Origin of the sequence: Exiguobacterium aurantiacum DSM 6208, from assembly GCF_000702585.1 — a bacterium.
GTDB classification, from domain to species: domain Bacteria; phylum Bacillota; class Bacilli; order Exiguobacteriales; family Exiguobacteriaceae; genus Exiguobacterium; species Exiguobacterium aurantiacum.
The window spans coordinates 2,138,111-2,160,710 of sequence record NZ_JNIQ01000001.1; the positions used below are offsets into that span (position 1 = coordinate 2,138,111).

Annotated in this window: 20 protein-coding genes; 2 read left to right on the top strand and 18 right to left on the bottom strand. The window is 53.5% G+C overall.

The window, feature by feature from the left end; all coding sequences use genetic code 11:
- Window positions 1-26: 26 nt before the first annotated feature.
- Entirely contained in the window at window positions 27-1,034 is a 1,008-nt protein-coding gene (locus P398_RS0111335) for a YpdA family putative bacillithiol disulfide reductase (protein WP_029335342.1), read from the top strand.
- Window positions 1,035-1,092: 58 nt separating this feature from the next.
- Here the strand turns inward: P398_RS0111335 and P398_RS0111340 are convergent, their stop codons facing one another.
- From P398_RS0111340 to P398_RS0111370, 7 genes are all read right to left on the bottom strand, one after another.
- Entirely contained in the window at window positions 1,093-2,361 is a 1,269-nt protein-coding gene (locus P398_RS0111340) for a Glu/Leu/Phe/Val family dehydrogenase (RefSeq protein ID WP_024370165.1), read from the bottom strand.
- A gap of 148 nt (window positions 2,362-2,509) precedes the next feature.
- Entirely contained in the window at window positions 2,510-3,427 is a 918-nt protein-coding gene (locus P398_RS0111345) for a D-alanine--D-alanine ligase (protein ID WP_024370164.1), read from the bottom strand.
- Window positions 3,428-3,523: 96 nt separating this feature from the next.
- Window positions 3,524-4,105 (bottom strand): adaptor protein MecA, encoded by a 582-nt coding sequence (locus P398_RS0111350; protein WP_024370163.1) that lies wholly within the window; start codon window positions 4,103-4,105, stop codon window positions 3,524-3,526.
- Window positions 4,106-4,169: 64 nt separating this feature from the next.
- Window positions 4,170-5,027: a MerR family transcriptional regulator gene (locus tag P398_RS0111355; protein WP_024370162.1), complete on the bottom strand. Its 858-nt coding sequence runs from the start codon at window positions 5,025-5,027 to the stop codon at window positions 4,170-4,172.
- A gap of 175 nt (window positions 5,028-5,202) precedes the next feature.
- The gene (locus P398_RS16965; RefSeq protein WP_024370161.1) at window positions 5,203-5,406 is read right to left on the bottom strand and encodes a hypothetical protein; all 204 of its coding nucleotides are present in this window, start codon (window positions 5,404-5,406) and stop codon (window positions 5,203-5,205) included.
- A gap of 41 nt (window positions 5,407-5,447) precedes the next feature.
- Entirely contained in the window at window positions 5,448-6,875 is a 1,428-nt protein-coding gene (locus P398_RS0111365; protein ID WP_029335344.1) for a RecQ family ATP-dependent DNA helicase, read from the bottom strand.
- Window positions 6,859-7,881 (bottom strand): helix-turn-helix domain-containing protein, encoded by a 1,023-nt coding sequence (locus P398_RS0111370; RefSeq protein ID WP_024370159.1) that lies wholly within the window; start codon window positions 7,879-7,881, stop codon window positions 6,859-6,861. Before P398_RS0111370 ends, P398_RS0111365 begins: the two co-directional genes overlap by 17 nt.
- Before the next feature lie 146 nt (window positions 7,882-8,027).
- On the opposite strand from P398_RS0111370, the gene P398_RS0111375 reads away from it, so the two are divergent.
- A complete protein-coding gene (locus P398_RS0111375) occupies window positions 8,028-8,276 on the top strand; it encodes a ferredoxin (protein ID WP_021067177.1) in 249 nt (82 codons plus the stop codon).
- 44 nt (window positions 8,277-8,320) lie between these two features.
- Here the strand turns inward: P398_RS0111375 and P398_RS0111380 are convergent, their stop codons facing one another.
- The 11 genes from P398_RS0111380 to P398_RS0111430 all read right to left on the bottom strand — a co-directional run bounded on the left by P398_RS0111380 (window position 8,321) and on the right by P398_RS0111430 (window position 22,553).
- Window positions 8,321-9,124, bottom strand: coding sequence for a thermonuclease family protein (locus P398_RS0111380; RefSeq protein WP_051638956.1), 804 nt, complete (start codon window positions 9,122-9,124; stop codon window positions 8,321-8,323).
- Between the two features lie 83 nt (window positions 9,125-9,207).
- Entirely contained in the window at window positions 9,208-10,167 is a 960-nt protein-coding gene (locus P398_RS0111385) for an ABC transporter permease (protein WP_029335348.1), read from the bottom strand.
- Window positions 10,164-11,228, bottom strand: a complete 1,065-nt coding sequence (locus tag P398_RS0111390) for an ABC transporter permease (protein WP_029335349.1) — start codon at window positions 11,226-11,228, stop codon at window positions 10,164-10,166. Before P398_RS0111390 ends, P398_RS0111385 begins: the two co-directional genes overlap by 4 nt.
- Window positions 11,225-12,751 carry an ABC transporter ATP-binding protein gene (locus P398_RS0111395; RefSeq protein WP_029335350.1) on the bottom strand — a complete coding sequence of 509 codons (1,527 nt, stop codon included), beginning with the start codon at window positions 12,749-12,751 and terminating at the stop codon, window positions 11,225-11,227. Before P398_RS0111395 ends, P398_RS0111390 begins: the two co-directional genes overlap by 4 nt.
- Window positions 12,752-12,812: 61 nt before the next feature.
- Window positions 12,813-13,901 carry a BMP family lipoprotein gene (locus P398_RS0111400; protein ID WP_024370154.1) on the bottom strand — a complete coding sequence of 363 codons (1,089 nt, stop codon included), beginning with the start codon at window positions 13,899-13,901 and terminating at the stop codon, window positions 12,813-12,815.
- Between the two features lie 131 nt (window positions 13,902-14,032).
- Window positions 14,033-14,752 carry a GntR family transcriptional regulator gene (locus tag P398_RS0111405; RefSeq protein ID WP_024370153.1) on the bottom strand — a complete coding sequence of 240 codons (720 nt, stop codon included), beginning with the start codon at window positions 14,750-14,752 and terminating at the stop codon, window positions 14,033-14,035.
- A gap of 403 nt (window positions 14,753-15,155) precedes the next feature.
- Window positions 15,156-17,366 carry an FtsK/SpoIIIE family DNA translocase gene (locus tag P398_RS0111410; RefSeq protein WP_024370152.1) on the bottom strand — a complete coding sequence of 737 codons (2,211 nt, stop codon included), beginning with the start codon at window positions 17,364-17,366 and terminating at the stop codon, window positions 15,156-15,158.
- Window positions 17,367-17,422: 56 nt separating this feature from the next.
- Window positions 17,423-19,090, bottom strand: a complete 1,668-nt coding sequence (locus P398_RS0111415) for a ribonuclease J (RefSeq protein ID WP_024370151.1) — start codon at window positions 19,088-19,090, stop codon at window positions 17,423-17,425.
- 95 nt (window positions 19,091-19,185) lie between these two features.
- A complete protein-coding gene (locus tag P398_RS0111420; RefSeq protein WP_235263363.1) occupies window positions 19,186-19,809 on the bottom strand; it encodes a M15 family metallopeptidase in 624 nt (207 codons plus the stop codon).
- 26 nt (window positions 19,810-19,835) lie between these two features.
- Complete coding sequence (locus P398_RS0111425) at window positions 19,836-21,089, bottom strand: lipid II:glycine glycyltransferase FemX (RefSeq protein ID WP_024370149.1); 1,254 nt, start codon at window positions 21,087-21,089, stop codon at window positions 19,836-19,838.
- Between the two features lie 6 nt (window positions 21,090-21,095).
- Window positions 21,096-22,553 carry a UDP-N-acetylmuramoyl-L-alanyl-D-glutamate--2,6-diaminopimelate ligase gene (locus P398_RS0111430; RefSeq protein ID WP_024370148.1) on the bottom strand — a complete coding sequence of 486 codons (1,458 nt, stop codon included), beginning with the start codon at window positions 22,551-22,553 and terminating at the stop codon, window positions 21,096-21,098.
- Window positions 22,554-22,600: the final 47 nt, after the last annotated feature.

Consider the following 22,600-nt stretch of genomic DNA (forward strand, 5'->3'; position numbering starts at 1 on the left):
TGCCAACACCCGCCCGCTTCCATACAATGGGGGATGAGGTGATTTCATTGAACAAACAGGCCATTATCGTCGGTGCCGGTCCTTGCGGCCTATCGGCGGCCATCGAATTAGAACGGGTCGGCATCTCATGCACGGTTATCGAACGCGGCAATATCGTCGACGCGATTTACCGTTATCCGACCCACCAGACATTTTTCTCGTCTGCCAACCTACTTGAAATCGGGGACATCCCGTTCATCTGTAAAGATTTGAAACCGCGGCGCCAAGATGCACTCGTCTACTACCGGGAAGTCGTGAGCCGGACAAACCTCGATGTGAGACCGTTTGAAACGGTGACTTCCGTCGATAAGAGCAACGGTCGCTTCCTTGTGACGTCCCTTCATGAGCGACACGGGCGGATGGAACGGGAGGCCGACTTCGTCGTCTTAGCGACAGGTTATTACGGACGCCCCCGTAAGCTAGACGTCCCAGGGGAAGACCTCCCGCACGTCTCGCATTATTTCAAAGAAGCACATCCGTTCTATCGTCAACACGTTACCGTCATCGGCGGCAAAAACTCGGCCGTCGATGCGGCGATCGAACTTGAGAAGGCAGGAGCGCACGTCACGGTGCTCTACCGTGGAGATGCATACAGCCCCTCCGTCAAGCCTTGGGTGCTCCCGGCATTTGACTCACTCGTTCGCCACGAAAAAGTCAGGCTCGAGCTCGAAGCCGAGATCGTCCGCATTGAAGCAGACCACGTCGTCTACGTCCAGCACGGGGTCGAGCACCGTGTCGCAACCGACCACGTGCTCGCCATGACCGGGTATTTGCCGGATCACGGCCTGTTTGCTGAATCAGGTGTCGACATCGACGAGGAGACAGGGGTCCCTTCGTTCAACGAATCGACGTATGAGACGAACGTCGACGGCCTCTTCATCGCCGGTGTCGTCGCCGCAGGAAATGATGCCAACAAAATCTTCATTGAGAACGGCCGATTCCACGGCAAAGCAATCGCCGAGACGCTTCAGGAGCGAAACGGTGTGACATCCTAAACGACAAAGAGGGAAGACCTGACGGATCAGGTCTTCCCTCTTTTCGTATAGGCCCGGTTCAGACCCAGCCGCGGAAGCGAGACGCTTCCGCCATCTTGCGGACGCCGACCATATAGGCGGCGAGACGCATGTCGACTTTGCGGGCCGAAGACGTATTGTACACAGTATTGAACGAGTGGACGAGCACTTTTTCAAGTTTTTCTTCCACTTCCTCTTCCGTCCAATAATACCCTTGGTTGTTTTGTACCCATTCGAAGTATGAGACCGTCACGCCACCGCTCGAGGCGAGCACGTCAGGCACGAGGAGGATGCCACGCTCCGTCAAGATGCGTGTCGCTTCGTTCGTCGTCGGTCCGTTCGCGGCCTCGACGACGATTGACGCTTTCACATTATCCGCGTTCGTCTCCGTGATTTGATTCTCGATGGCGGCCGGAACTAAAATGTCACAGTCGAGTTCGAGCATCTCTTGATTGGAGATCGTATTTTTGAACAACGTCGAGATCGTCCCGAACGAATCCCGACGGTCAAGGAGATATGGGATGTCAAGACCGTTCTCATCGTGAATCGCCCCATAGGCGTCACTGACGGCAATGACTTTGGCTCCCGCATCATACATGAACTTCGACAAGAAACTGCCGGCATTGCCGAAGCCTTGGACGACGACGCGCGCCCCTTTCAACTCGATCCCACGACGGAGAGCGGCTTCACGAATCATGATGGCGACCCCTTTGGCCGTCGCCGTCTCGCGCCCGTGCGAACCGCCGAGAACGAGCGGTTTACCCGTGATGAAACCTGGCGAGTTGAATTCATCGATTCGGCTATACTCGTCCATCATCCACGCCATGATCTGTGAGTTCGTGAAGACGTCCGGTGCCGGAATGTCTTTCGTCGGGCCGACGATTTGACTGATGGCCCGCACGTATCCGCGACTCAAGCGCTCGATTTCACGGAAACTCATCTCACGCGGATCACAGACGATCCCGCCTTTCCCTCCGCCGTACGGAAGATCGACGATCCCGGCCTTCAAGCTCATCCATACCGATAGCGCCTTCACTTCCACTTCTGTGACGCTCGGGTGGAAACGAATCCCGCCTTTCGTCGGACCGACGGCATCGTTATGTTGCGCCCGATATCCGGTGAAGATTTTCGTCGATCCGTCGTCCATGCGGACCGGAATGCGAACGGTCAACATCCGGAGCGGCTCTTTCAAGAGCTCATACATCTCTTCTGGGTAACCGAGCTTCTCAAGCGCCTCGTGAATGACCTCTTGTGTCGATTCCAGGATGTTTTTTCGTTTTTGATGACCTTTTTCTTGATCCGTAATCATGAAGGTTTCCTCCCCTAAGTTGTCAATTCTCCCCCAAGAACCAACCTCGTATTCGTTTAAAAGTATAGCTGATACACGACCAATTTGAAAGGGTTTTACAAAAATAATGAAAGCGTTTTCTAAAAGAAAAAGAAGGGGGAGCCCCTTCTTAGTTTTCAAGCGCCAGTTCGATGAAACGTTCGAGCAATTCCCCGTACGAGATGCCGACCGCGCGGGCACTGTCCGGGAACAGGCTGAGCGGCGTCATGCCCGGGAGCGTGTTCGTCTCGAGGATATAGGCGAGCCCGTCTTCTGAAACGAGGAAGTCTGAACGCGAATAGCCGGCACAACCGAGCGCACGGTGCGCGAGCACGGCCGCGTCTTGCACTTCTTTCGTCAACGCCTCAGGAAGTTCGGCCGGACAGACGTGCACCGAACCACCTTCCGTATACTTCGATTCATAGTCGTAAAACTCATTTTTCGGGATGATCTCGATGACCGGGAGAGCATACTCGTTGCCGCGATTGCCAAGCACCGGCACGGTCAACTCGCGCCCTTTAATATACTGTTCGACCAACACGGCCGTGTCGCACTCGAACGCTTTCGCAATCCCGTCGCGAAGCATCGTCTCGTCCATCGCGATCGTCAATCCGTTCGACGACCCTTCCTGCGCCGGTTTGACGACACAAGGGAACTCGCCGCCCCACTCCGCGACTTTCAAATCGATCTCGTCCGCACTCTCGACGAGCACGTCACGCGCGACGCGGATCCCCGCTGCCGCAAAGATAATTTTCGCCCGCGCTTTATCCATCGCGAGCGCTGAAGCCAAAACGCCTGAACCCGTGTACGGAAGTTGCGCCATCTCAAGTAGCGACTGGACGCGGCCGTCCTCGCCGTACTTTCCGTGAAGCGCACTCAAGACGACATCCGCCTCGAGCGACAACAACTCGTTCGCCCGTTCAGGATGAAAATCGATGGCCACGACGTCGTGCCCACGCTCTTTCAGCGCCTCGATCATGCCTTTCCCACTCGTGAGCGACACTTCACGCTCTCCTGATACTCCTCCATATAACACAGCGACTTTCATCTTATCTCTCCTTCGACTTTCAACTGAAAAATTCAAATTTTATCATACCACGGGTGACGGAAAAACAATAGAAACAGAACGGTGAAAAAGCCGTACTCACGCGAACGTATCGTACAGCTCCTTCACCGCTTGTTCAGTTTGAATCGTCTTGCCGTATTCGAGCATGACGTACGGGCTGACGGTCGTCGTCTTCCCGTATTCGGAGAGAATGGCAGCTAGAGGCTCTTCGACACGAGGAGGCAGTACTTCCGCGAAATGCAGATAGTAGCGTCCTTCGTAATGATAGAGCGCCCCGCCATGCATCGTGTCGCGCATGAAAGGGAACAAGCGGACCGATGCATCGATGACGTCCTCGATGTCTTCGAACTGATAAATCAAATGATGGATCACATCGATCGTCAACCGGATCTCGACTTGTTCTTGATCCGCTTCCGGTTCGATCGCCCCCACTTTTTGGACATCGATGACGATCCCGTCACGCGGGAACATCGTCACGTTCAAATCGACGGCACCTTGCGGTGAAAACCCGTACTCGGCCTCCGCCGTCTCAAGCAGTTCACGCCAGAGCTCCTGCCCACTCTCTCCGACAATCGTATCGATGGCGATGCCACGAAGCGATAGCTCATTCGCAGTCAAATACACTCTCAAATGTTCTTTTGTTTGTTTTTCAAATCTCAAACGAAAACCTCCAAAGAATAATCGTTCCTACATAACAATAAGCTACTCTCGTTTCACCGAACTGTCAAATTGTTGCGAGCCACTCGTTCCACGCTTCAGGTGAATTGCCGAGAAATGCATCTTTGAACCGGGACGCCTGTTGACTGACGGCGTAGCCGCCGGCGCCGATGACAAGGTCCGGGTGATTCGCCTTCACATATGCAATGGCCGACTCGAGACCGTCGATATGCTCGGACAGCGTGCACGAGAAGATCAGGCATTTCGCCTCGATATCGTAAAGCGCCGTACTCAAGTCTTCTTTCGGGATACCCGACCCAAGAAAGATCACGTCATAGCCGTGTTGTCTCAAGTAGAGCGTGACGAACAAAAGTCCGATCTCATGCATCTCTTCCGGGGCGCACACACAGACGATGCGCGGCAAAAACGGATTCATCGGCATTTGCAACGATAACGTCGACAGACGGGACCGGAGAAACGCTGTCGCGAAATGTTCATGCGCAATCGTGATCGTCCCGTTCTCCCATCGTGTCCCGATGTCCATGAGCAGAGGTCCGATAATATCTTTCGTCACTTTTTCAAAACTGAACGTGTTGAAGGCACGGTTGATCAAATCATGCGCCTGGCGCTCATCGAAAGCGAGCAAAGCGTCCATCAAGCCGTCCTTCAATTCTTCATCATAGAGACGCTCAGGCTTCGGTTCAGGCGCCTGATGGAGTTGCTGAATCGCTTGGGACACGGTCAGTCCTTCCCGTTGCTTCTCGACAACCCATTTGATCTTTTCAACGTCTTGTTCCGAATATAGACGATGGCCCGAATCAGTCCGGCTCGGGACGATGAATTGATAGCGACGTTCCCACGCCCGGATCGTCGTCGGATTCACTCCCGTTAGTGATGCGACCGTCTTTATGGAGTATTTCGGCATGACCGCCCCTCCTTTCCTAACTAGTCTTCCTTTTTAGTATAGCCCCCTGCACGTCAATTCGCCTGTTTTATTGTGCAAATTCATATAAAATATGGCGCATCGTTTCCAAACGACCGACAAAAGGAATTGATTGACAAAGAATCATAAAAAAAATACGGCTGCTACGCCGTATTGGTCATAAAAAGATTGCGTGACGCCCTATATATAAAAATGCCAGAATAATAGCAAACATTGAAAGTGTCAGCATCATGGCAACTGGTCGTTTCAACCAATTGTCATTCAATTTTTCTTTACGCTCGTATTCTTGCCGTTCCGATCGAGACGGCAACGTATCCACCACTTTGTCACGGAGTGAATCCGCCTGGTTCCGATGTCGCAACGTACGTCCTCCTTTACCTTTTTTATCATTTTACTATGATATCAATCAAAGGAAAAGATGCGGGCCAACCGATGTTTCCATTCTGTCACATTTTTAGACACAACTTGCACGCTTTCAGGGAACGAAATCTCCCCGCACACGTCACAGCACGGCTGTTGTTGCACCGGCTCTTCCGAGAAGTAGCGCAACAAATAGTCACGGCGGCACGTCTTGATCAAGGCGTAATCCATCATTTGACCGAGCTGGCGATACCGATCGCGCCTTCTTTCCTTTACCCAATCAATGGAACCGGCAAGCGTTCGTTCCGCGAGCATCTGTTTTAACAAGCCCCACACCGGGTCTTCTTCATTCATTTTTAGGAGACTCGGCAATTGAGACAAACTTGTGCCATTTTCCCGTTCAAAATATGCGACCCGGATGTCTTTCTCTTTCGGATACTGTTGGTCGATCAAGAATTGTTGGATGCGTTCGTCCCCTTCGGCGTACAAGAGCACTGCGAAGGCCGGCGCCCCGTCACGTCCGGCGCGGCCGATCTCTTGCATATACGCTTCAAGCGTCGCCGGGAGTTGAAAATGGATGACACTTCGGACGTTGTCTTTATTGACCCCCATCCCGAACGCGCTCGTACATACCATGACCGCCACTTCATCTCTCAAAAACTGAGATTGGACGAGGCGACGGTCCTCGGTCGACATGCCCCCGTGGTAAAACAAGGCGTCGTCGAGCGCGAGCGCGAGCGACTCCGCCTCACGCCGCGTCGCTGTGTAGATGACGGCTGGCTTCGGCACTTCGCGAACGAGATCGACGAGTCGCGGCAGCTTCTGTTCGGTCTCGAGGCGTTCGACGCTGAGCCGGATCTCGGGACGGTTCGCCGAATGGACGAACTGCGACGGGGAGAATAAAGCCAATTTCTCGATGATGTCCCGTTTGACCGTCTCCGGCGCGGTCGCCGTCACGGCCATGCATTGCGGACTGCCGAGTTGCTTGCGCAATTCGCCGAGCCGGGCGTACTCCGGCCGGAACTCATGTCCCCACTGCGAGATGCAGTGCGCTTCGTCGACGACGAGCATTTGAATCTTCGTATTCGACAGCGCGCGCGTCACGTGTGGCACGGCGAGCTGTTCCGGGGAAAGATACAAGAAGCGGTATCGCTTCAAATGGTTCAAGATGTCCTGCTTCTCTTCGAGCGTCTCCATCGACGTGAGTCGGGCGACACCACGCTCACCGCGCTCCCGAATATGGAGCATTTGGTCTTCAATCAAGGACAGGAGCGGGGAGACGATGATGGTCAGCCCCTCGTTTTTAATATAGGACGGCAATTGGAACGTCAACGACTTCCCGGCCCCGGTCGGCATGATGGCGAGCACGTCTTGCCCATCCGCGACTGCCTCGATGACGTCACGTTGCCCTTCACGAAATGAGTCGTAGCCGAACACTCGTTTTAAAGTTTTCTCATACAAACGTCTCACCTCGTTTCAGTCTTGCGAACACTAAGCGAATCTGGAAATAACTCAATTCGTCGATCTGGTCGAAAATCGGTTTCAACGCCCAGCTGTCTCCTTCTCGGAGCCGCTCCACTTCAGCGATCAAACGCTCCGGGACGAATTGGTCGAGCGGGAACTCCTCAATGTACATCGCCATCTCGACGACGTGGTCCTCGATCGTCGATGTACGTAACCGACGCATCGATTGCACTTGCGAGAACGAGCGTCCCGCCGTGAACAAGTCAAACGACTCCCGTGCCGAGAGCGTCATCCGCTCCCGCGACAGGCCGTGGCTGAACCCTCGAAGTTTGGCGTCTTCCGGCAACTCGTTCAACAACGCGTTCCATCCCGCCAAAAAGTAAAGACGGGCCGTCCGGGCATCGACGTCGAGGAGCGTCGCAATCTGCTCGTACGTATACCCTGTCTCGAACGCACCCGTGAACCGGTAGACGACAGCGGTCGCGTACGGGTCACCGACCGATTCGAGCGCAGTCTCGAGCTCTGAGTGAAACGACTCGATCAACGGACGCCACTCACGCTCGGATCGAACGATTTGCTTCACCCACCGTTCGGCGAGCCGGTCCGCCTGTACCGGATAGAACGTCCGCTTATGCTCGAGCGACATGAACGTCTGGATGAACAGGCTGAGCCGTTTCCACGTCATCGTCGTATAGTCGCGCTGTTCACCACCGAGACGTTCGAATAAATCACTCACCGTCTCCGGTGAAGCTAAAAGCTGTCCTGCCCCCGTCAGCGTGAACGTCGAACGGTTCAGCCATCCTCGCTTCTCTAACGAGGCCATCAGTTTCTCATAATCGTATTTCGCGTACGGGAACATCCCGAACACCGGTTCAAGGTCATAAAAAAACGCGTCTTGTAGCGTCGTCGCCGATCGCTTCCCGTTCAACACGTGAAACAGGCTACGCTCGCTGCGCTCTCCTTTCAAGCGGTCGATCGCAAGGAGCAACACCCCGTCAGCTAAATGAACCATCGTGCCACCTCCTCTCAAAAATCATTATCCTTCCAAAACGATGTTCGTTTCCTCATTGAAATAATCGGGTATGTAGACTACAATTACTCATAGTCAGTAGAAAGTCGATTTCTATGAAGAGAGACGAAACGTATGGAGGGTTAATAATGGCAAAATTTACAATTGTTGATAAAGATACATGCATCGCGTGTGGGGCTTGCGGAGCCGCCGCCCCGGACATCTTCGACTATGATGACGAAGGTCTCGCCTTCAACTTGATGGACGACAACACGGGTACGATCGAAGTCCCGGATGAGCTTTACGAGGACTTGATGGATGCGTTCGAAGGTTGCCCGACCGACTCAATCAAAGTCGCCGACGAATCGTTCGACGGCGATGCGCTCAAATACGAATAAGCGGAGAGAGACATGTGTGTCTAAGACATACATGTCTCTCTTTTTTAGCGGGCCGCCCTCCGGAAGCCCGCCGCTTCGGCTTCACGTTCCGAACAGAACATCTCTTCGGCGATCGTCCGCTCATAGCTGGCACCGCCCGGGACGTGGTATATCTTCTCTCCGTCTCGGTTGATGTTACCTTTAATGTCACAAGTTTGACCCGTCTTCGGCTTCGCAGGCGTCGTCGCCTCATGGTCAAATCCGTTCCCGGTCACGTAGTCTTCAAGACTCCAGATGCCGAGCAGCGCTTCCTTTGCTGACCGTTCGACCGTCCGGAACGCATCGACGTGCTGCGTGTTCGGCGCATAGATGTAAGCGACACGGGCTAAACCGCGCCGCAATAGTTCCTCGTTCAACATCACCCCGTCGTACCAGACATAAGCGAGCGTACGCTGATAACGGTCATAGCGACCGACATCATACTCGAGCGTGATCGTATCCCCTTCCGGGAGCCAACGCTCGACGAACGATTTCGCCTCTTCTCCGAACGGCTGCACCGGCAATGTCGGATGACTCGTCTCTGGTGTATCGACGAGGAGCAGGCGAATCGATTCGGTCGCGCCGCTCTCGAACTCGACTTTGAGCGTGTCGCCATCGACGACGCGGTCGAGTGTGACCGTCTCTGTCTTGCCGATCGGACGAGCGACTTGTTGCCTGACGTCAGCGCTCGGGTAGTCGGCTTCAAGTTCGACGAGCGATTCAGGCGGGTCGACTTGCCCGGCGAACCAGTCGTCGACCGAACAGCCGGCCAACACAACTGTCGCCATCATGACGAACAACCATTGCCACCATTTTTTCAATTGTCTCACCTCTTTATGAGTATAACAAAAAAGGTTGTTCGACTTAAGCGTCAAACAACCTTTCCTAAACGGGACATATGTCCTTTCTTTCGTTAACGTTTCCCTTTAATATACGGGATACCGACCGACTTCGGCGCATCGGCCCGACCGACGACACCAGCGAGGGCTAGAATCGTGAGCGCGTAAGGCGCGATCAAGAGCAACACTTGCGGCACGTTATTGATGACCGGCAAGTTGCTACCGATGATCGAGAGCGCTTGCGCGAATCCGAAGAAAAGTCCGGCTCCGAGCGCGCCAAGCGGATTCCATTTACCGAAGATCATCGCGGCGATGGCGAGAAACCCTTGCCCGACAATCGTCGTCGCACTGAAGTTCGTCGTGACCGTGACGGCATACACCGCTCCGGCAAGACCGCCGAACGCCCCAGAGAGCATGACACCCATGAAACGCATCTTCGTGACGTTGATCCCCATCGTGTCTGCCGCCATCGGGTGTTCCCCGACCGAACGGAGACGAAGGCCGAACGGCGTCTTGAAGATGACGAACCAGACGACGAACGCGAGCGCGATCGCGATGAACGACGTGTACTGGACATTAATGAAGAACATGCGGAGAATCGGGATATCCGACAAGATCGGCACGTTCTCTTTCGCGATCCGGAATTGGATGAAGTCGGTCTGCCCTTTATTGTAAAGGACACGGACGACAAAAATCGCAAGTCCGACCGCGAGCATGTTGATCGCGACACCGAGTACGGTCTGGTCGGCCCGCCACAGGATGGCTGGTACTGCCAAGAAGAGCGAGAACAGCGCCCCGATGACCATGGCGACCAAGAGCGAGATCCACGGGCTCATCCCGCCAAGACCCATGTTCGTCAGCGTCAGCGTCGTAATGATTCCCGTCGCGGCCCCGATGACCATGATTCCTTCGAGCGCGATGTTGACGACACCCGACCGTTCACTGAAGATGCCACCGAGAGCGGCGATGATGAGTGGAGTCGCATAGGCGAGTGCAACCGGTACGACGATGTAGAGGACTTCTAAGAAGCTCATTTTTTCTCCACTCCTTTCTTACGATTTCCTTTAAGTTTCTCAATGACATAGTTCAGTGCGTAACCAGACGCCACGAAGATGACGATGGCTGCGATGATGACTTTGACGAGTTCAGACGGGATGTTCGCCCCGAGCTGCATCGCGAGTCCACCGATGTTGAGTCCAGCGAACAACAAGGCCGCCAAGACGACACCGACTGCCGTGTTCGCTCCGAGAAGCGCGACCGCGATCCCGTCGAATCCGACGCCAGTGAACGACGCGCTAAGCGTCATACCGTTGAACGTCCCGAGACCTTCCATCGCACCGGCGAGACCGGCGAACATACCCGAGATGACGAACGACAAGACGATGTTGCGATTGACGCTCATCCCCGCATATTGTGAGGCGTGCTTGTTGAAACCGACGGCGCGAAGCTCGTACCCGAGCGTCGTCCGTTGCAAAATGTAGTAATAGACGACCGCGGCAAGGACGGCGATGAGAATGCCCCAGTGCAAGCGTGAGAACGTCGTCAATTCTTGAAGGAGCGGCGACGAGAGCGATGCCGAATCTTTGATCGAATCTGTCCGTTCATTCGTCACGCCGATGACGCTCCGTAAAATCGCGTTCGTCGTATAGAGCGCGATGTAGTTCATCATGATCGATGTGATGACCTCATGGACGTGGAACTTCGCCTTGAGGAAACCAGGCACGAACGCCCATGCGGCCGCAGCGAACATCGCGGCGAGCAAAGCGAGCGGCAAGTGGAGGAACATCGGCAAATCAAAGTTGATCCCGACGTACACCGCCGCCACCCAGCCGATCAACACTTGGCCTTCGACCCCGATATTGAAGAGACCGGTGCGGAACGCGAACGCGACGGCGAGACCAGAGAAGATGAGCGGCGCGGCCGCACGAAGCGTCTCACCGATGGCGTACGGGCTGCCGAGCATGCCGTTAAAGAGCGACGAGAAGCCGCGAATCGGGTCGTAGCCGCCGATGAGCATGACGATCGCTCCGACAAATAGCCCCATCAAGATGGATAGCAGTGGGATGAGCAGTCGATTGAGTCCTAGCTTGTTCATACTGTTTCTTCCCCTCTCTTACCGCCGGCCATCAAGAAGCCGAGCTCTTGCTCTGTCGTTTCTTTCGGGTCACGAATCCCGACGATTTTCCCTTCATAGAGAACCGCGATCCGGTCGGACACATGTAAAATCTCTTCGAGCTCGAACGAGATGAGCAGGACGGCACGTCCTTTTTCACGCTCTTTGATCAACTGCTCGTGAATGAACTCGATGGCTCCGACGTCAAGACCGCGCGTCGGTTGTGCCGCAATCAACAGGTCCGGAGACCGGTCGACTTCACGGGCGATGATCGCTTTTTGTTGGTTACCGCCAGAAAGCGCACGAGCCGGCACGTCGACTGATGGAGTTCGGACGTCAAACTTCTCAATCAACGCTTTTGCTTTCTCTGCCACGGCTTTATAGTTCATCAAACCGCGTTTCGAGAAAGGCTCTTTGTAGTACGTCTGGAGCACCATGTTGTCACGAATCGTATAATCGAGGACGAGACCATGTTTGTGCCGGTCTTGCGGGATATGGCCGACGCCCGCCTCGGTCACTTTACGAGGGGTGAATCCGGTCACATCGTTCCCATTCAAGAAGATTTTTCCTGCCTCTGGCTTCTTCAATCCTGAGATCGCTTCGATCAATTCCGTCTGTCCGTTCCCATCGATCCCGGCAATCCCGAGAATCTCACCTGAGCGGATTTGTAAATCCAAGCCTTCGACGACTTCTAGGCCACGACTGTCTTTGACGACGAGCTTTTGAATGTCGAGAACGACTTGCTGTGGATCTGCCTTGGAATATTCCGCATCAAAGTTGACTTCGCGACCGACCATCATCTCAGCAAGGCGGTCTTCGTTGACCGTCTCGTCGATGTCGACCGTGCCGATATAGCGCCCGCGACGGATGACCGTACAGCGGTCGGCGACTTGCATGATCTCTTTTAGCTTGTGCGTGATCAAGATGATCGACTTACCCTCTTCGATGAGACGCTTCATGATCTGGATGAGTTCTTGAATCTCTTGCGGCGTCAACACGGCCGTCGGTTCATCAAAAATCAAAATCTCCGCCCCACGATAGAGCGTCTTCAAAATTTCGACACGCTGCTGCATCCCGACCGAGATGTCCTCGATCTTCGCATCCGGATCGATACGGAGTCCGTACTGTTCTGAGATGTCCATCACTTTTTTACGCGCCGTGACACGGTCGACCGTCAACCCGCTCTTCGGTTCTGAGCCGAGGATAATGTTTTCTGTCACCGTGAACTTCTCGACGAGCATGAAGTGTTGGTGCACCATGCCGATGCCGAGGTCGTTGGCGATGTTCGGGTTCTCAATGTCCACTTTTTCTCCACGCACGCGAATCTCTCCACCTTCCGGTTGATAGAGACCGAACAAGACGTTCATAAGCGTCGATTTCCCGGCACCGTTCTCTCCGAGAAGCGCATGAATCTCGCCTTTGCGTAGTTGGAGGGTGATATTGTCGTTCGCTACGAACGTTCCGAACTCTTTGCGAATATTGAGCATTTCAATTACATATTCCAAGAAAGTCCACCCCTAACTTTAAGTAAAGGGAGACCGCATGGGTCCCCCCTAACTCAATGATTTATTCTACTGATTTCATGAACTCTTCAAACTCAGCGTCTGTCGCTGGAGCTGTAAGTTCGCCGTCGATCAACTGTTGGCGATACTCATCCACTTTCGAGAGGATGTCAGCCGGTACGTGCTCGTCAGACGTTTCAGCGATGCCGACACCGTCATCTTTCAAACCGAACTCGATGATCTCGCCACCTGGGAAGTTCCCTTCCATCGTCTGTTTCGATACTTCATACGTCGCCGTGTCTACACGTTTGACCATTGAAGTGAGCGTTACGTCTTCTGGGAGTCCTTCTTCGTATTGGTCACGGTCAACCCCGATCACCCATACTTCTTCGCCGTTCTTCTTACGGTTCTTCGCTTCTGTGAACACCCCTACACCTGTACCGCCTGCCGCGTGATAGATGATGTCAGAACCAGCGCCGTACATGCCTGAAGCGATCGCCGTTCCTTTTTCAGCCGAGTTGAAGTCTTCAGCGTATTTGACGTCGATTGTCGCGTCCGGGTTAACTGCCATGACGCCCGCTTTAAATCCGTTTTCGAACTTCTTGATCAAGTCAGACTCGACGCCGCCGATGAAGCCGACTTTGTCCGTTTCTGTCATGAGACCGGCAATCACACCGACGAGGAACGATCCTTCTTGCTCTTTGAACGTGATTGACGCGACGTTCGGTGCATCGACGACCATGTCGACAATCGCGAAGTTGTTGTCAGAGAACTGGCCTGCGACTGTTTCGATGTCCTCAGCCATCAAGAAGCCGATTCCGTAGATCAAGTTGAAGTTGTCACGCGCCAATTGTTGCAAGTTTGGCTGGTAGTCCGCTTGTTTTGAAGACTGAAGATATTTGAATCCTTCGTTCTCCGTCAAGTTGTTGTCTTCACCGAACTTCGTGAGACCTTCCCAAGCTGATTGGTTGAACGACTTATCATCTACGCCGCCCGTATCCGTTACCATCGCCACTTTGAAGTCGCCAGCTTCGCTGCCGCCGCCTTCTCCGTTTGAAGCACCTTCATTGTCGTCCCCGCCACATGCTGCGAGTACTGTCGAGAGTGTGAGACCTGCTGCTAAAGCTGAGAGAATCGTTTTTTTCTTGTTCATCATCGTCGTGTTTCCCCTTTCGGTTCATAACAATTTAGGTTGTCATGTTATCAGTAGTCTTTACACCGGTATAAGAAAGCGCTTTCACGCTGTTCCCCAAAAATAACCGTTTCCGGATAAAACGAACTTACTTAGACGCGTTTGCGTACGACGTGAAAGTCGAAGCGGTCCGCTCGGAAAAAGTTTGCTGAATCAAGCAACGGTAAGTCGCTCTCATCGTAGTGCAGTTGCTTTAATGCGAGTAACGGTTGGTCCGTCTGAAGTTGAGTCGAGATTTCGGTGCTCACACTCGGTTCGATGTGCGTGATCGCATATGCGACCCGACGTCCTACCTCTTTTTCGAGTGCGTCGAACAACGACTTCCCTTCTGTCAAGGCTTCAGGATTAGAAACGAGATGTGCGGGAATCTTGTCCACACAGTATACGACCGGTGTTTCGTCCGCATAACGAATCCGTACAATCCGATAAATCGGTGAGTTCGGTTCGATTTTTAGACGGTCGGCTTCTCTCTCTGTCGCTAACACCTTTTCGGCCACCAATACTTTTGTTCCCGGTGTCATTTTGGCGCGCATGATCATGTCCGTCACGCTGAACAGTTCTTCAATCCCCGACGTGAAGGGAGGTTTTGAACTGATGAACGTTCCGACGCCATGTTTTCGCACGACAAATTTCTCGTCTTCGAGGATACGGAGCGCTTCTCGGAGCGTCGCACGACTGACTCCTAGTTGCTTCGACAACTCGAATTCTGAAGGAAGCTTTTCTCCTTCACGATAGACACCCTCATCGATATCCTGCTTGATTTTCTCAATCACCCGGAGATAGAGCAAGCGATGATCGAGCTTGATCGACATGGGCCTCACCACCTTTACCTATTCTTACCAGTGCTCAGACATCTGACGTATGAATGCCCTTGCCAATATTAAGTATAGGGATTCCAGAATTAGAACGCAATAGTTTTTGTTCGGAATCAAGGAAATATTTTAACTTGAAGGGATTCCGTTCACCTCTTAGTCTATATTACCTGTTCACTGTCGGTTTGAAAAGAATCTGTAAAATGTAAACGGTATTAAAATATGAAAGCGTTTCACGGTTTTCAGTAGTATGGCTCATTTACTCATATAGGTACGATGTGCTATATTAGTCGGCGCCAACGGGCTTGTTTTCAGAATTGACCTCCTATTGCCTTTTCACCGAAAAAACAATAAAAAACGAACGTTATGATATATAAAAATCATAACGTTCGTTTTTTATGTTTCATACATCTTGTTCGTTGACAAGTACTTTCCGAGGCTTCGAACCTTCAGACGGACCGACGTATCCAGCTTGTTCAAGCGAATCGATTAAACGGGCCGCCCGATTGTAGCCGATCCGGAATCTTCGTTGAATCATCGATGTCGACGCTGTCTCTTGCGTCAAGATGAATTGTACGACTTCCCCGAACAACGAGTCATCGGAATCAATCGTCGTCACTTCTTCTTCTTTCGGCATCATCGCTTCGACATATTGCGCCCGTTGTTGCGCGATGACGTGATTGACGACCGTCTCGACTTCTTGATCAGAGACGAACGCCCCTTGGACACGGACAGGCTTGTTCATGCCGTTGGCGAGCATGAGCATATCGCCACGTCCTAGTAATTTCTCGGCACCACCCCCGTCGAGGATCGTCCGTGAATCCGTCTGCGAAGAGACGGCGAAGGCGATACGGGATGGGATGTTCGCTTTAATGACGCCGGTGATGACGTCGACCGACGGCCGTTGCGTGGCGAGCACCATATGGATGCCCGCCGCCCGTGCCATCTGGGCGAGACGCATGATCGCGTCCTCGACATCGTTCGAGGCGACCATCATGAGATCGGCAAGTTCATCGACGATGACGACGATGAACGGAAGCCGTTTCGCGTCCTCATCCTCAGACTTGTCGACGAGTTCGTTGTAACCTTCGATGTTACGGACGCCATAGCGGCTGAACAGCTCGTACCGTCGCTCCATTTCGGCGACGACTTGTTTGAGTGCCTGCGCTGCTTTCTTCGGGTCTGTGACGACCGGGGTCAATAAGTGCGGGACGCCGTTATAAACGTTCAGCTCGACCATTTTCGGGTCGATCATCATGAGACGAACCTCGTCCGGACGCGTCCGCATCAAGATTGATACGATCATACCGTTAATGCAGACCGATTTTCCTGACCCGGTCGACCCCGCCACGAGCAAGTGCGGCATTTTGTTCAAGGCGACCGTCACCGTCTCCCCGCTAATACTTCTTCCGAGGGCGACGAGAAGCGGTGACACTTCCCGTTTGACCGGTTCGGCTTCGAGTACCTCACGAAGACAGACCGGTGCGACTTCTTGGTTCGGGACCTCGATGCCGATAGCCGCCTTCCCTGGGATCGGCGCCTCGATTCGGATATCTTTCGCGGCGAGTGCTAACGCCAAGTCATCGCTCAGTGATGTGATCCGGCTCACTTTCACACCGATATCAGGTTGAAGCTCGTATTTCGTCACGGTCGGACCGAGATGAATCTTCAACACTTTGACTCCGACCCCGAAAGATTTCAGCGTCTGGACGAGTTTCGTCGCATTCGCTTTCAAGCGGGCGTTCTCGCCGGACAAGTCGGTGACGACCGGCTCAGACAAGATTGCGAACGTTGGAAGCTCGTACGTGGCAGATACATCTTGGGCGGCGGTCATCATCATGTCCTCGGTCGGCATGTCCGTTACGTCGTCTGCGCGCTCCGTCGTGTTCGTGTCTTGTTTTTGTTCCTGCTTCTCGGCAACGACTCGTTCACTGAATCCGACGATCGGGATATCGTGCATCGTCACCGCATCCGTTTCCGGTTCAGCATCCGGCGCGTTACGTGACGCCTCTGCTTCACGTGGGACGGCAGGCGTCGCTTTCTTCCGGGCCGGGCTCACCTTCCGCTCAGGCCGCTCCCGTTCCTGCCACTCTTGCTTGATCGCTTGACCGGATTCGAGCAGTCTCCGACCGACACTGCGCCAAACCGTTGGTGATAGTAAAGAGATACCGACGACGAGACAGATGATTCCGAGGAAGACGATTCCGAAGTCGGACAGTAAGTAATGGTTTAACTCATAGAGCGAGCCGTTGATGGCGCCGCGCTCGGATCCCCAGACGAGGTCACCAAACAACAAAAAGGCAATAAAAAGAAGCATAATCCCGGCCCGCTGTCCGGGACGCCAATCGTTCAAGAAGATAAGCAACGTGAACGCGATCGCCAAATACGTCAATGCGCCCCAGCCGCCGAACAACGTTACTGCGAGCGACGACGTCCGTGCACCGACCAATCCGAACTCGAACAATGAAAAGATGAACGCCGTCATCGCCAGAACGAAGGCGACCCAGCCATATGTACGCCAAGGGACCGGTTGCTTTCGCGTCCTTGTCGCCGGTCGCTTCCGCTTCGTCGTCGTGGTCTTTCTCGTTTTTTGAGCCACCTTTTTTTGTGCCACTTTCCATTCCTCCTAAAAAAAGAAGGCAAAAGTCAGATGACTTTTGCCTCAATTCATTATATCTCCATGATGATCGGCAAGATCATCGGACGACGCTTCGTCTGCTCGAACAAGAAGACGCTGAGCCGCTCACGAATATTTGATTTCAATTCGGTCCAGTCACTCCCAGCTTGAAGACTCTTCTCGATCTGTTTCGTGACGATACGGTTCGCCTCTGAGATCATCTCTTCCGATTCACGCATATAGACGAATCCACGTGAGATGAGTTCAGGTCCTGAAATCAATTTCTTTTGTTTACGGTTCAACGTGACGACGCAGAGGACGACACCATCTTGTGACAAGAGGCGACGGTCGCGAAGCACGATGTTACCGACGTCACCGACACCGATCCCGTCAATCAAGACGTTCCCGGCCGGCACTTTCCGGCTCATCCGCGCTTTTCTGCCTGTGAACTCGACAACATCTCCTTTTTCAACGATAAAGATGTTGTTCGATTTCACACCGACTTGTTCAGCAAGCTTCGAGTGGGCCATCTGCATCCGGTACTCCCCGTGGATTGGAAGGAAGTATTTCGGCTTGACGAGGTTGAGCATGAGCTTCAACTCTTCCGCCGAAGCGTGTCCTGAGACGTGGACTTTACGTTGGTTATAAATGACGTTCGCCCCTGAACGGAACAACAAGTCGATCGTTTTCGATACTGACTTCTCATTTCCAGGGATCGGAGTCGCCGCGATGACGACCGTATCGCTCAAGCGAATGTTCACTTGTTTGTGGGCGTTCCGGGCCATCCGAGTCAACGCTGCCATCGGCTCGCCTTGAGACCCGGTCGTCAAGATGACGACTTTGTTGTCTGGGAGACGGTTCACTTGTGACAGTTCGACGAGCGTCTTTGGCTTGAAGCGCAAATAGTTCAGCTTTTGCGCCACTTCGACGATGTTCACCATGCTGCGTCCGACGACGGCGACTTTACGGTCGTTCGCTTCCGCAGCCGCGAACACTTGTTGCAAGCGATGCACGTTCGAGGCGAACGAGGCGACGATGACGCGGCCTTCTGCTTGATAAATGACATCGTTCAATTCGGCGCCTACGAGCGACTCCGAACCGGTTTGACCAGGTCGTTCCGCGTTCGTCGAATCCGACAGCAGGCAAAGGACGCCACGCTGACCGATTGCAGCCAGTTTATTGAAGTCCGACTGCTTCCCGTCGACCGGTGTGTAGTCGAACTTGAAGTCGCCAGTATGGACGATCGCCCCTTGGGACGTTTGAATGCAGACACCGACACAGTCTGGAATCGAGTGGTTGACGCGGAAGAACGTGATGAAATGATCAGCGATAGTCAATTTCGTTTTGGCGTCAATCAACCGAAGGTCGACTTCTTTCAGTAATCCTGCTTCTTTCAGCTTGATTTCAATCAAACCGAGTGTCAATTTCGTCCCGTAGACGGGAACGTGTTTCAAATCACGGAGCACATAACTTAGTCCGCCGATATGATCTTCGTGCCCGTGGGTGATGAAGATCGCCCGGACACGGTCCTTATTTTCTTTCAAATACGTAATATCTGGGATCACGATATCAATCCCGAGCATCTCATCGCCTGGGAACATGAGGCCGGCATCGATGACGAAGATGTCGTCGTCTAGTTCCACGACGTACATGTTCTTCCCGATTTCGCCTACGCCACCAAGCGCAAAGACGCTAATATTCTCTGTCTTCTTCTTTGACACTAACAAAAACCTCCTAGATGATTCATATTCTGGTTCGTCCACTTATCGCTACTGAATATTGTATCGGAAAACGGCTTCATTGCCAACATTTCCGTTCAATCGACTAGAGGTTGTAAAACATCGGCGAGCGGAACGGTCGCTTGTTCAGCCGGGCGCTTGCCGGCCGCGAGCTGTCGAATCGACAAACCGAAGTCCATCTGCAGATGAGGGTAGTCTGGGAAGTTTCGCCAGTCCCCGCCCCATTCGAACCCGAGTGCCTTGCCGAGTTCCCCGAGTTCTTGCCAATCCGGCACCCCAGACCGGTTATGATCTGAAGACAAATCATAATCAGCCCGGTTGTCATGGATGATGACAAAATCGACGGCAAGCCCGTAGTTGTGATAACTTTGACCGGCCTTGGCGTTCGTGACGACTTGGCCCGGCTTAGAACGCCCTTGGGCGTATAAAGCGGTTTGCTCTTCGGCCGAGCGATACCCGGACGTCAAGCGCACTTCGAGCCCGAGACATGAATGAGCGAGACGGACGAACAATTCGCTCCGTTGCCGTACGTGCGGATGTAAGTTGACGAACGCCTTGTCGCTCCGGTCGACGATCGTCTGCTCCGAACGGGGTGATCGCTCACACATCCCCGCCTCAAACGACGGCTCATCGATCCACGGCATCGGCCCCGGCTGAGTGTATGAATATGCCAAAAAAATCCCGACTAAAAATGCGACCATCGCTAACGTCAAAATACCGGTCCACTTCATCGTCTCAGCCGTTTACGGAGTCCTTTGACGAGCGGAAGTCCCGTTTCGAGGGCGAAATAGAGTGGTCGGTTCATGACGAGGTCAAACTCGCCCACCTTTTCAATCTGGTCGCTCCCCCATCCGGATTTGAACGCATAAAGTCCCGCGTATTCGTCGTCCGGCGCTGTACTGCCGGAAACGCCTCCGAAGTCATAGCGTTCGGCCCCGCTCGCCTTGGCAGCTTGCATCATCGTCCATTGCATGAGGTGGTTCGGCATGAATTCACGGAATTCGTTGGAAGACGCGCCGTATAGATAGTAGGAGCGGCGTCCAGCGAGCGTCAATAGGCCGCCCGACAAGACGAGACCGTTCGGATATTTTTCGTGCAGTTGTACGAGTTCAGGTAACGCCGTCTCGATTTTTGCAATCTGTTCGCTCGTCTGCTTCTGACGATTCGACAGGCTCGTCCGTTTCTTCTCAGCCGTCTCTTTTTCGAGCGCTCGTTCGATCTTCTCGAGTTCGCGCTTCGCTTTGTCGAGTGTCGCCTGTTGTTGGTCGAGCGCGATGCTCGGTTCGAGCTTCGTCAAGAACAATCTGGCGTCCCCCGGTTGGAGACAATCGTATAAGTTCTCGAAATAATCGAGGCCGCGGATGGCAAAACCGTCCCGCTCACCCGTCACTTTCATCAAGTCGGCGAACGTTTTTAAGCCGTCCCGTCCGACTTCCGTGCAGACGATCCCTTTCTTTTCGGCCAGGCGGACATTATAGCGGAACTTATGATGAAACTTCGCGAAAATGTCTTTCTCACTCGGCCGTAAATCCGTTTCCATCGTGAAGCGGGGCTGGGCGTAATCGAACCCGCCCCCGTACCCTTTGTGCGTGAATCCGAGGTCGGCCATCTCCGTCAACAACCCAGGCACTTCGTCTCGATCGACATTCGGGTCGATTTTAATCGTGATCGCCCGTCTTGTCTTTGCGACCCGCTTCGCTTCGTCCGTGAGTGCCCGCAGCGAGTCCACATCATCGTAATCGACGACGAATCCGCGCGGCGCGTAGCACAGTGTGAACGGCAATTTCGGTACTTGTTTGAACAGCAACAAGGCGACGCCTGTCACTTTCCCGTCCGTGGCGACGGCGATGCGCTCGCCAGACCAACCGTTTTGACGTTTCACGTTGGCCCAACTCGAGAGTTGCAACAAATCTCCTCGGTCATGTGTTTTGACAAAATCATCATGCTCTTTCTCTGTCAAGCTGATCGGTTGTACTGCCATAAATCCTTATTCCTCCATATTCAAAATTGTCGTTCGGACGATCAATTCTTCATCAAGCGGTACTTTCTCATTGCCGATGATTTGATATTTCTCGTGTCCTTTTCCAGCCAAGACGACGATATTATCCGGTTTTGCGAGACGTGCCGCGTAGCGGACCGCTTCTTCTCGGTCCCCGATTTCGACGTAATTGTCATGCGTCATGCCAGAAGCGATTCCGTTCGTGATCGAGTCATACGCCTCAAAACGAGGGTCATCCGTCGTGATGACGACGGTGCCGGCATACTTCGATGCCATCTCGCCCATCGTCGGGCGTTTCGTCACATCTCGGTTCCCGCCCGTCCCGATCAAGAAGATGATGTCTTCTTTCGGGACGCCGACGAGCGATTTCAAGCATTGTTCGATGCCGTCTGGCGTGTGCGCATAATCGGCATACACGTTATACCCAGGGACGTCGAGACGTTGCATCCGTCCTTTAGCCGGATGGATCGCCTCGAGCGCCTCAATGATGACACCGAGCGAATAGCCGGCGGCGAGGAGGCAGCCCGTCGCGAGCAAAATATTATAGACGTTAAAACGCCCGATGAACTGCACCGTCACAGGTAGACTTTCTCCTTGATAGTGGAGATGGAAGCTCGTATCTGACAGCGTCTGAACAATGTCTGTCGCCGTCACGTCAGCCGGTGTGTCGATGGCGTATGTAAGCACACGCGCCCCCGTCATCGTCTCATAGAGCTTGCTGTACGGGTCGTCTGCGTTCAAGACGGCCACTTTGTCGCGCGATGCCGTCTGTCCGAGTTGGGCAAAAAGAAGTCCTTTGGCCCGGGCATAATTTTCGAACGTCCCGTGGAAATCGAGGTGATCGTGCGTCAAGTTCGTGAACCCGACGATGTCGAAGTCGGTCCCGATGACGCGGCCGAGCTCGAGCCCGTGTGATGACACTTCCATCATCACGTCGGTCACCCCTTCATCTCTCATTTGGGTGAGCAATTGTTGCAGTTCTGAACTTTGCGGCGTCGTATTTTTACTCGGTACGACCGTATCGTTAATGCGAACTTCGACCGTCCCGATGAGCCCGGTGCTATGACCGAGCTCGGTGAGGACGTCGCGTAAAATTGTCGTCGTCGTCGTCTTGCCGTTCGTTCCTGTAATGCCGAACATACGCATCTGTTCAGACGGATAGCCGTAAAAAGCCGACGCTAATAAACCGACCGCTCGCGAGCTGTCACGCACGAGAATGTTCGGCACGGCCACGTCGAGTGTCCGCTCGCTTACGATCGCCACGGCGCCTCGTTCGACCGCGGTAGCCGCATAATCGTGTCCGTCGACCGTATAGCCTTTAATGGCGACAAACAGCGTCCCTGGCACGACTTCTCGCGAATCGGTCGTCACGTGGGTCACTTCAATGTCAGTTGTCTGCAGTTTGTTGATCACTTGTATCTTTTTAATTAAATCCGTTAAGTTCAAGTCTTTCCCTTCTTTCACCTATATCCTGTCCAAAGTAAAGAATACCT

What these genes read in the sequence shown, in the direction of transcription:
- P398_RS0111345 (WP_024370164.1), bottom strand. Translation starts at nt 3,427, where the DNA reads ATGAAAGTCGCTGTGTTATATGGAGGAGTATCAGGAGAGCGTGAAGTG.
- P398_RS0111400 (WP_024370154.1), bottom strand. Translation starts at nt 13,901, where the DNA reads ATGAACAAGAAAAAAACGATTCTCTCAGCTTTAGCAGCAGGTCTCACA.
- P398_RS0111390 (WP_029335349.1), bottom strand. Translation starts at nt 11,228, where the DNA reads ATGAACAAGCTAGGACTCAATCGACTGCTCATCCCACTGCTATCCATC.
- P398_RS0111385 (WP_029335348.1), bottom strand. Translation starts at nt 10,167, where the DNA reads ATGAGCTTCTTAGAAGTCCTCTACATCGTCGTACCGGTTGCACTCGCC.
- P398_RS0111340 (WP_024370165.1), bottom strand. Translation starts at nt 2,361, where the DNA reads ATGATTACGGATCAAGAAAAAGGTCATCAAAAACGAAAAAACATCCTG.
- P398_RS0111425 (WP_024370149.1), bottom strand. Translation starts at nt 21,089, where the DNA reads ATGGCAGTACAACCGATCAGCTTGACAGAGAAAGAGCATGATGATTTT.
- P398_RS0111370 (WP_024370159.1), bottom strand. Translation starts at nt 7,881, where the DNA reads ATGGTTCATTTAGCTGACGGGGTGTTGCTCCTTGCGATCGACCGCTTG.
- P398_RS0111405 (WP_024370153.1), bottom strand. Translation starts at nt 14,752, where the DNA reads ATGTCGATCAAGCTCGATCATCGCTTGCTCTATCTCCGGGTGATTGAG.
- P398_RS0111420 (WP_235263363.1), bottom strand. Translation starts at nt 19,809, where the DNA reads ATGGTCGCATTTTTAGTCGGGATTTTTTTGGCATATTCATACACTCAG.
- P398_RS0111355 (WP_024370162.1), bottom strand. Translation starts at nt 5,027, where the DNA reads ATGCCGAAATACTCCATAAAGACGGTCGCATCACTAACGGGAGTGAAT.
- P398_RS0111375 (WP_021067177.1), top strand. Translation starts at nt 8,028, where the DNA reads ATGGCAAAATTTACAATTGTTGATAAAGATACATGCATCGCGTGTGGG.
- P398_RS0111335 (WP_029335342.1), top strand. Translation starts at nt 27, where the DNA reads ATGGGGGATGAGGTGATTTCATTGAACAAACAGGCCATTATCGTCGGT.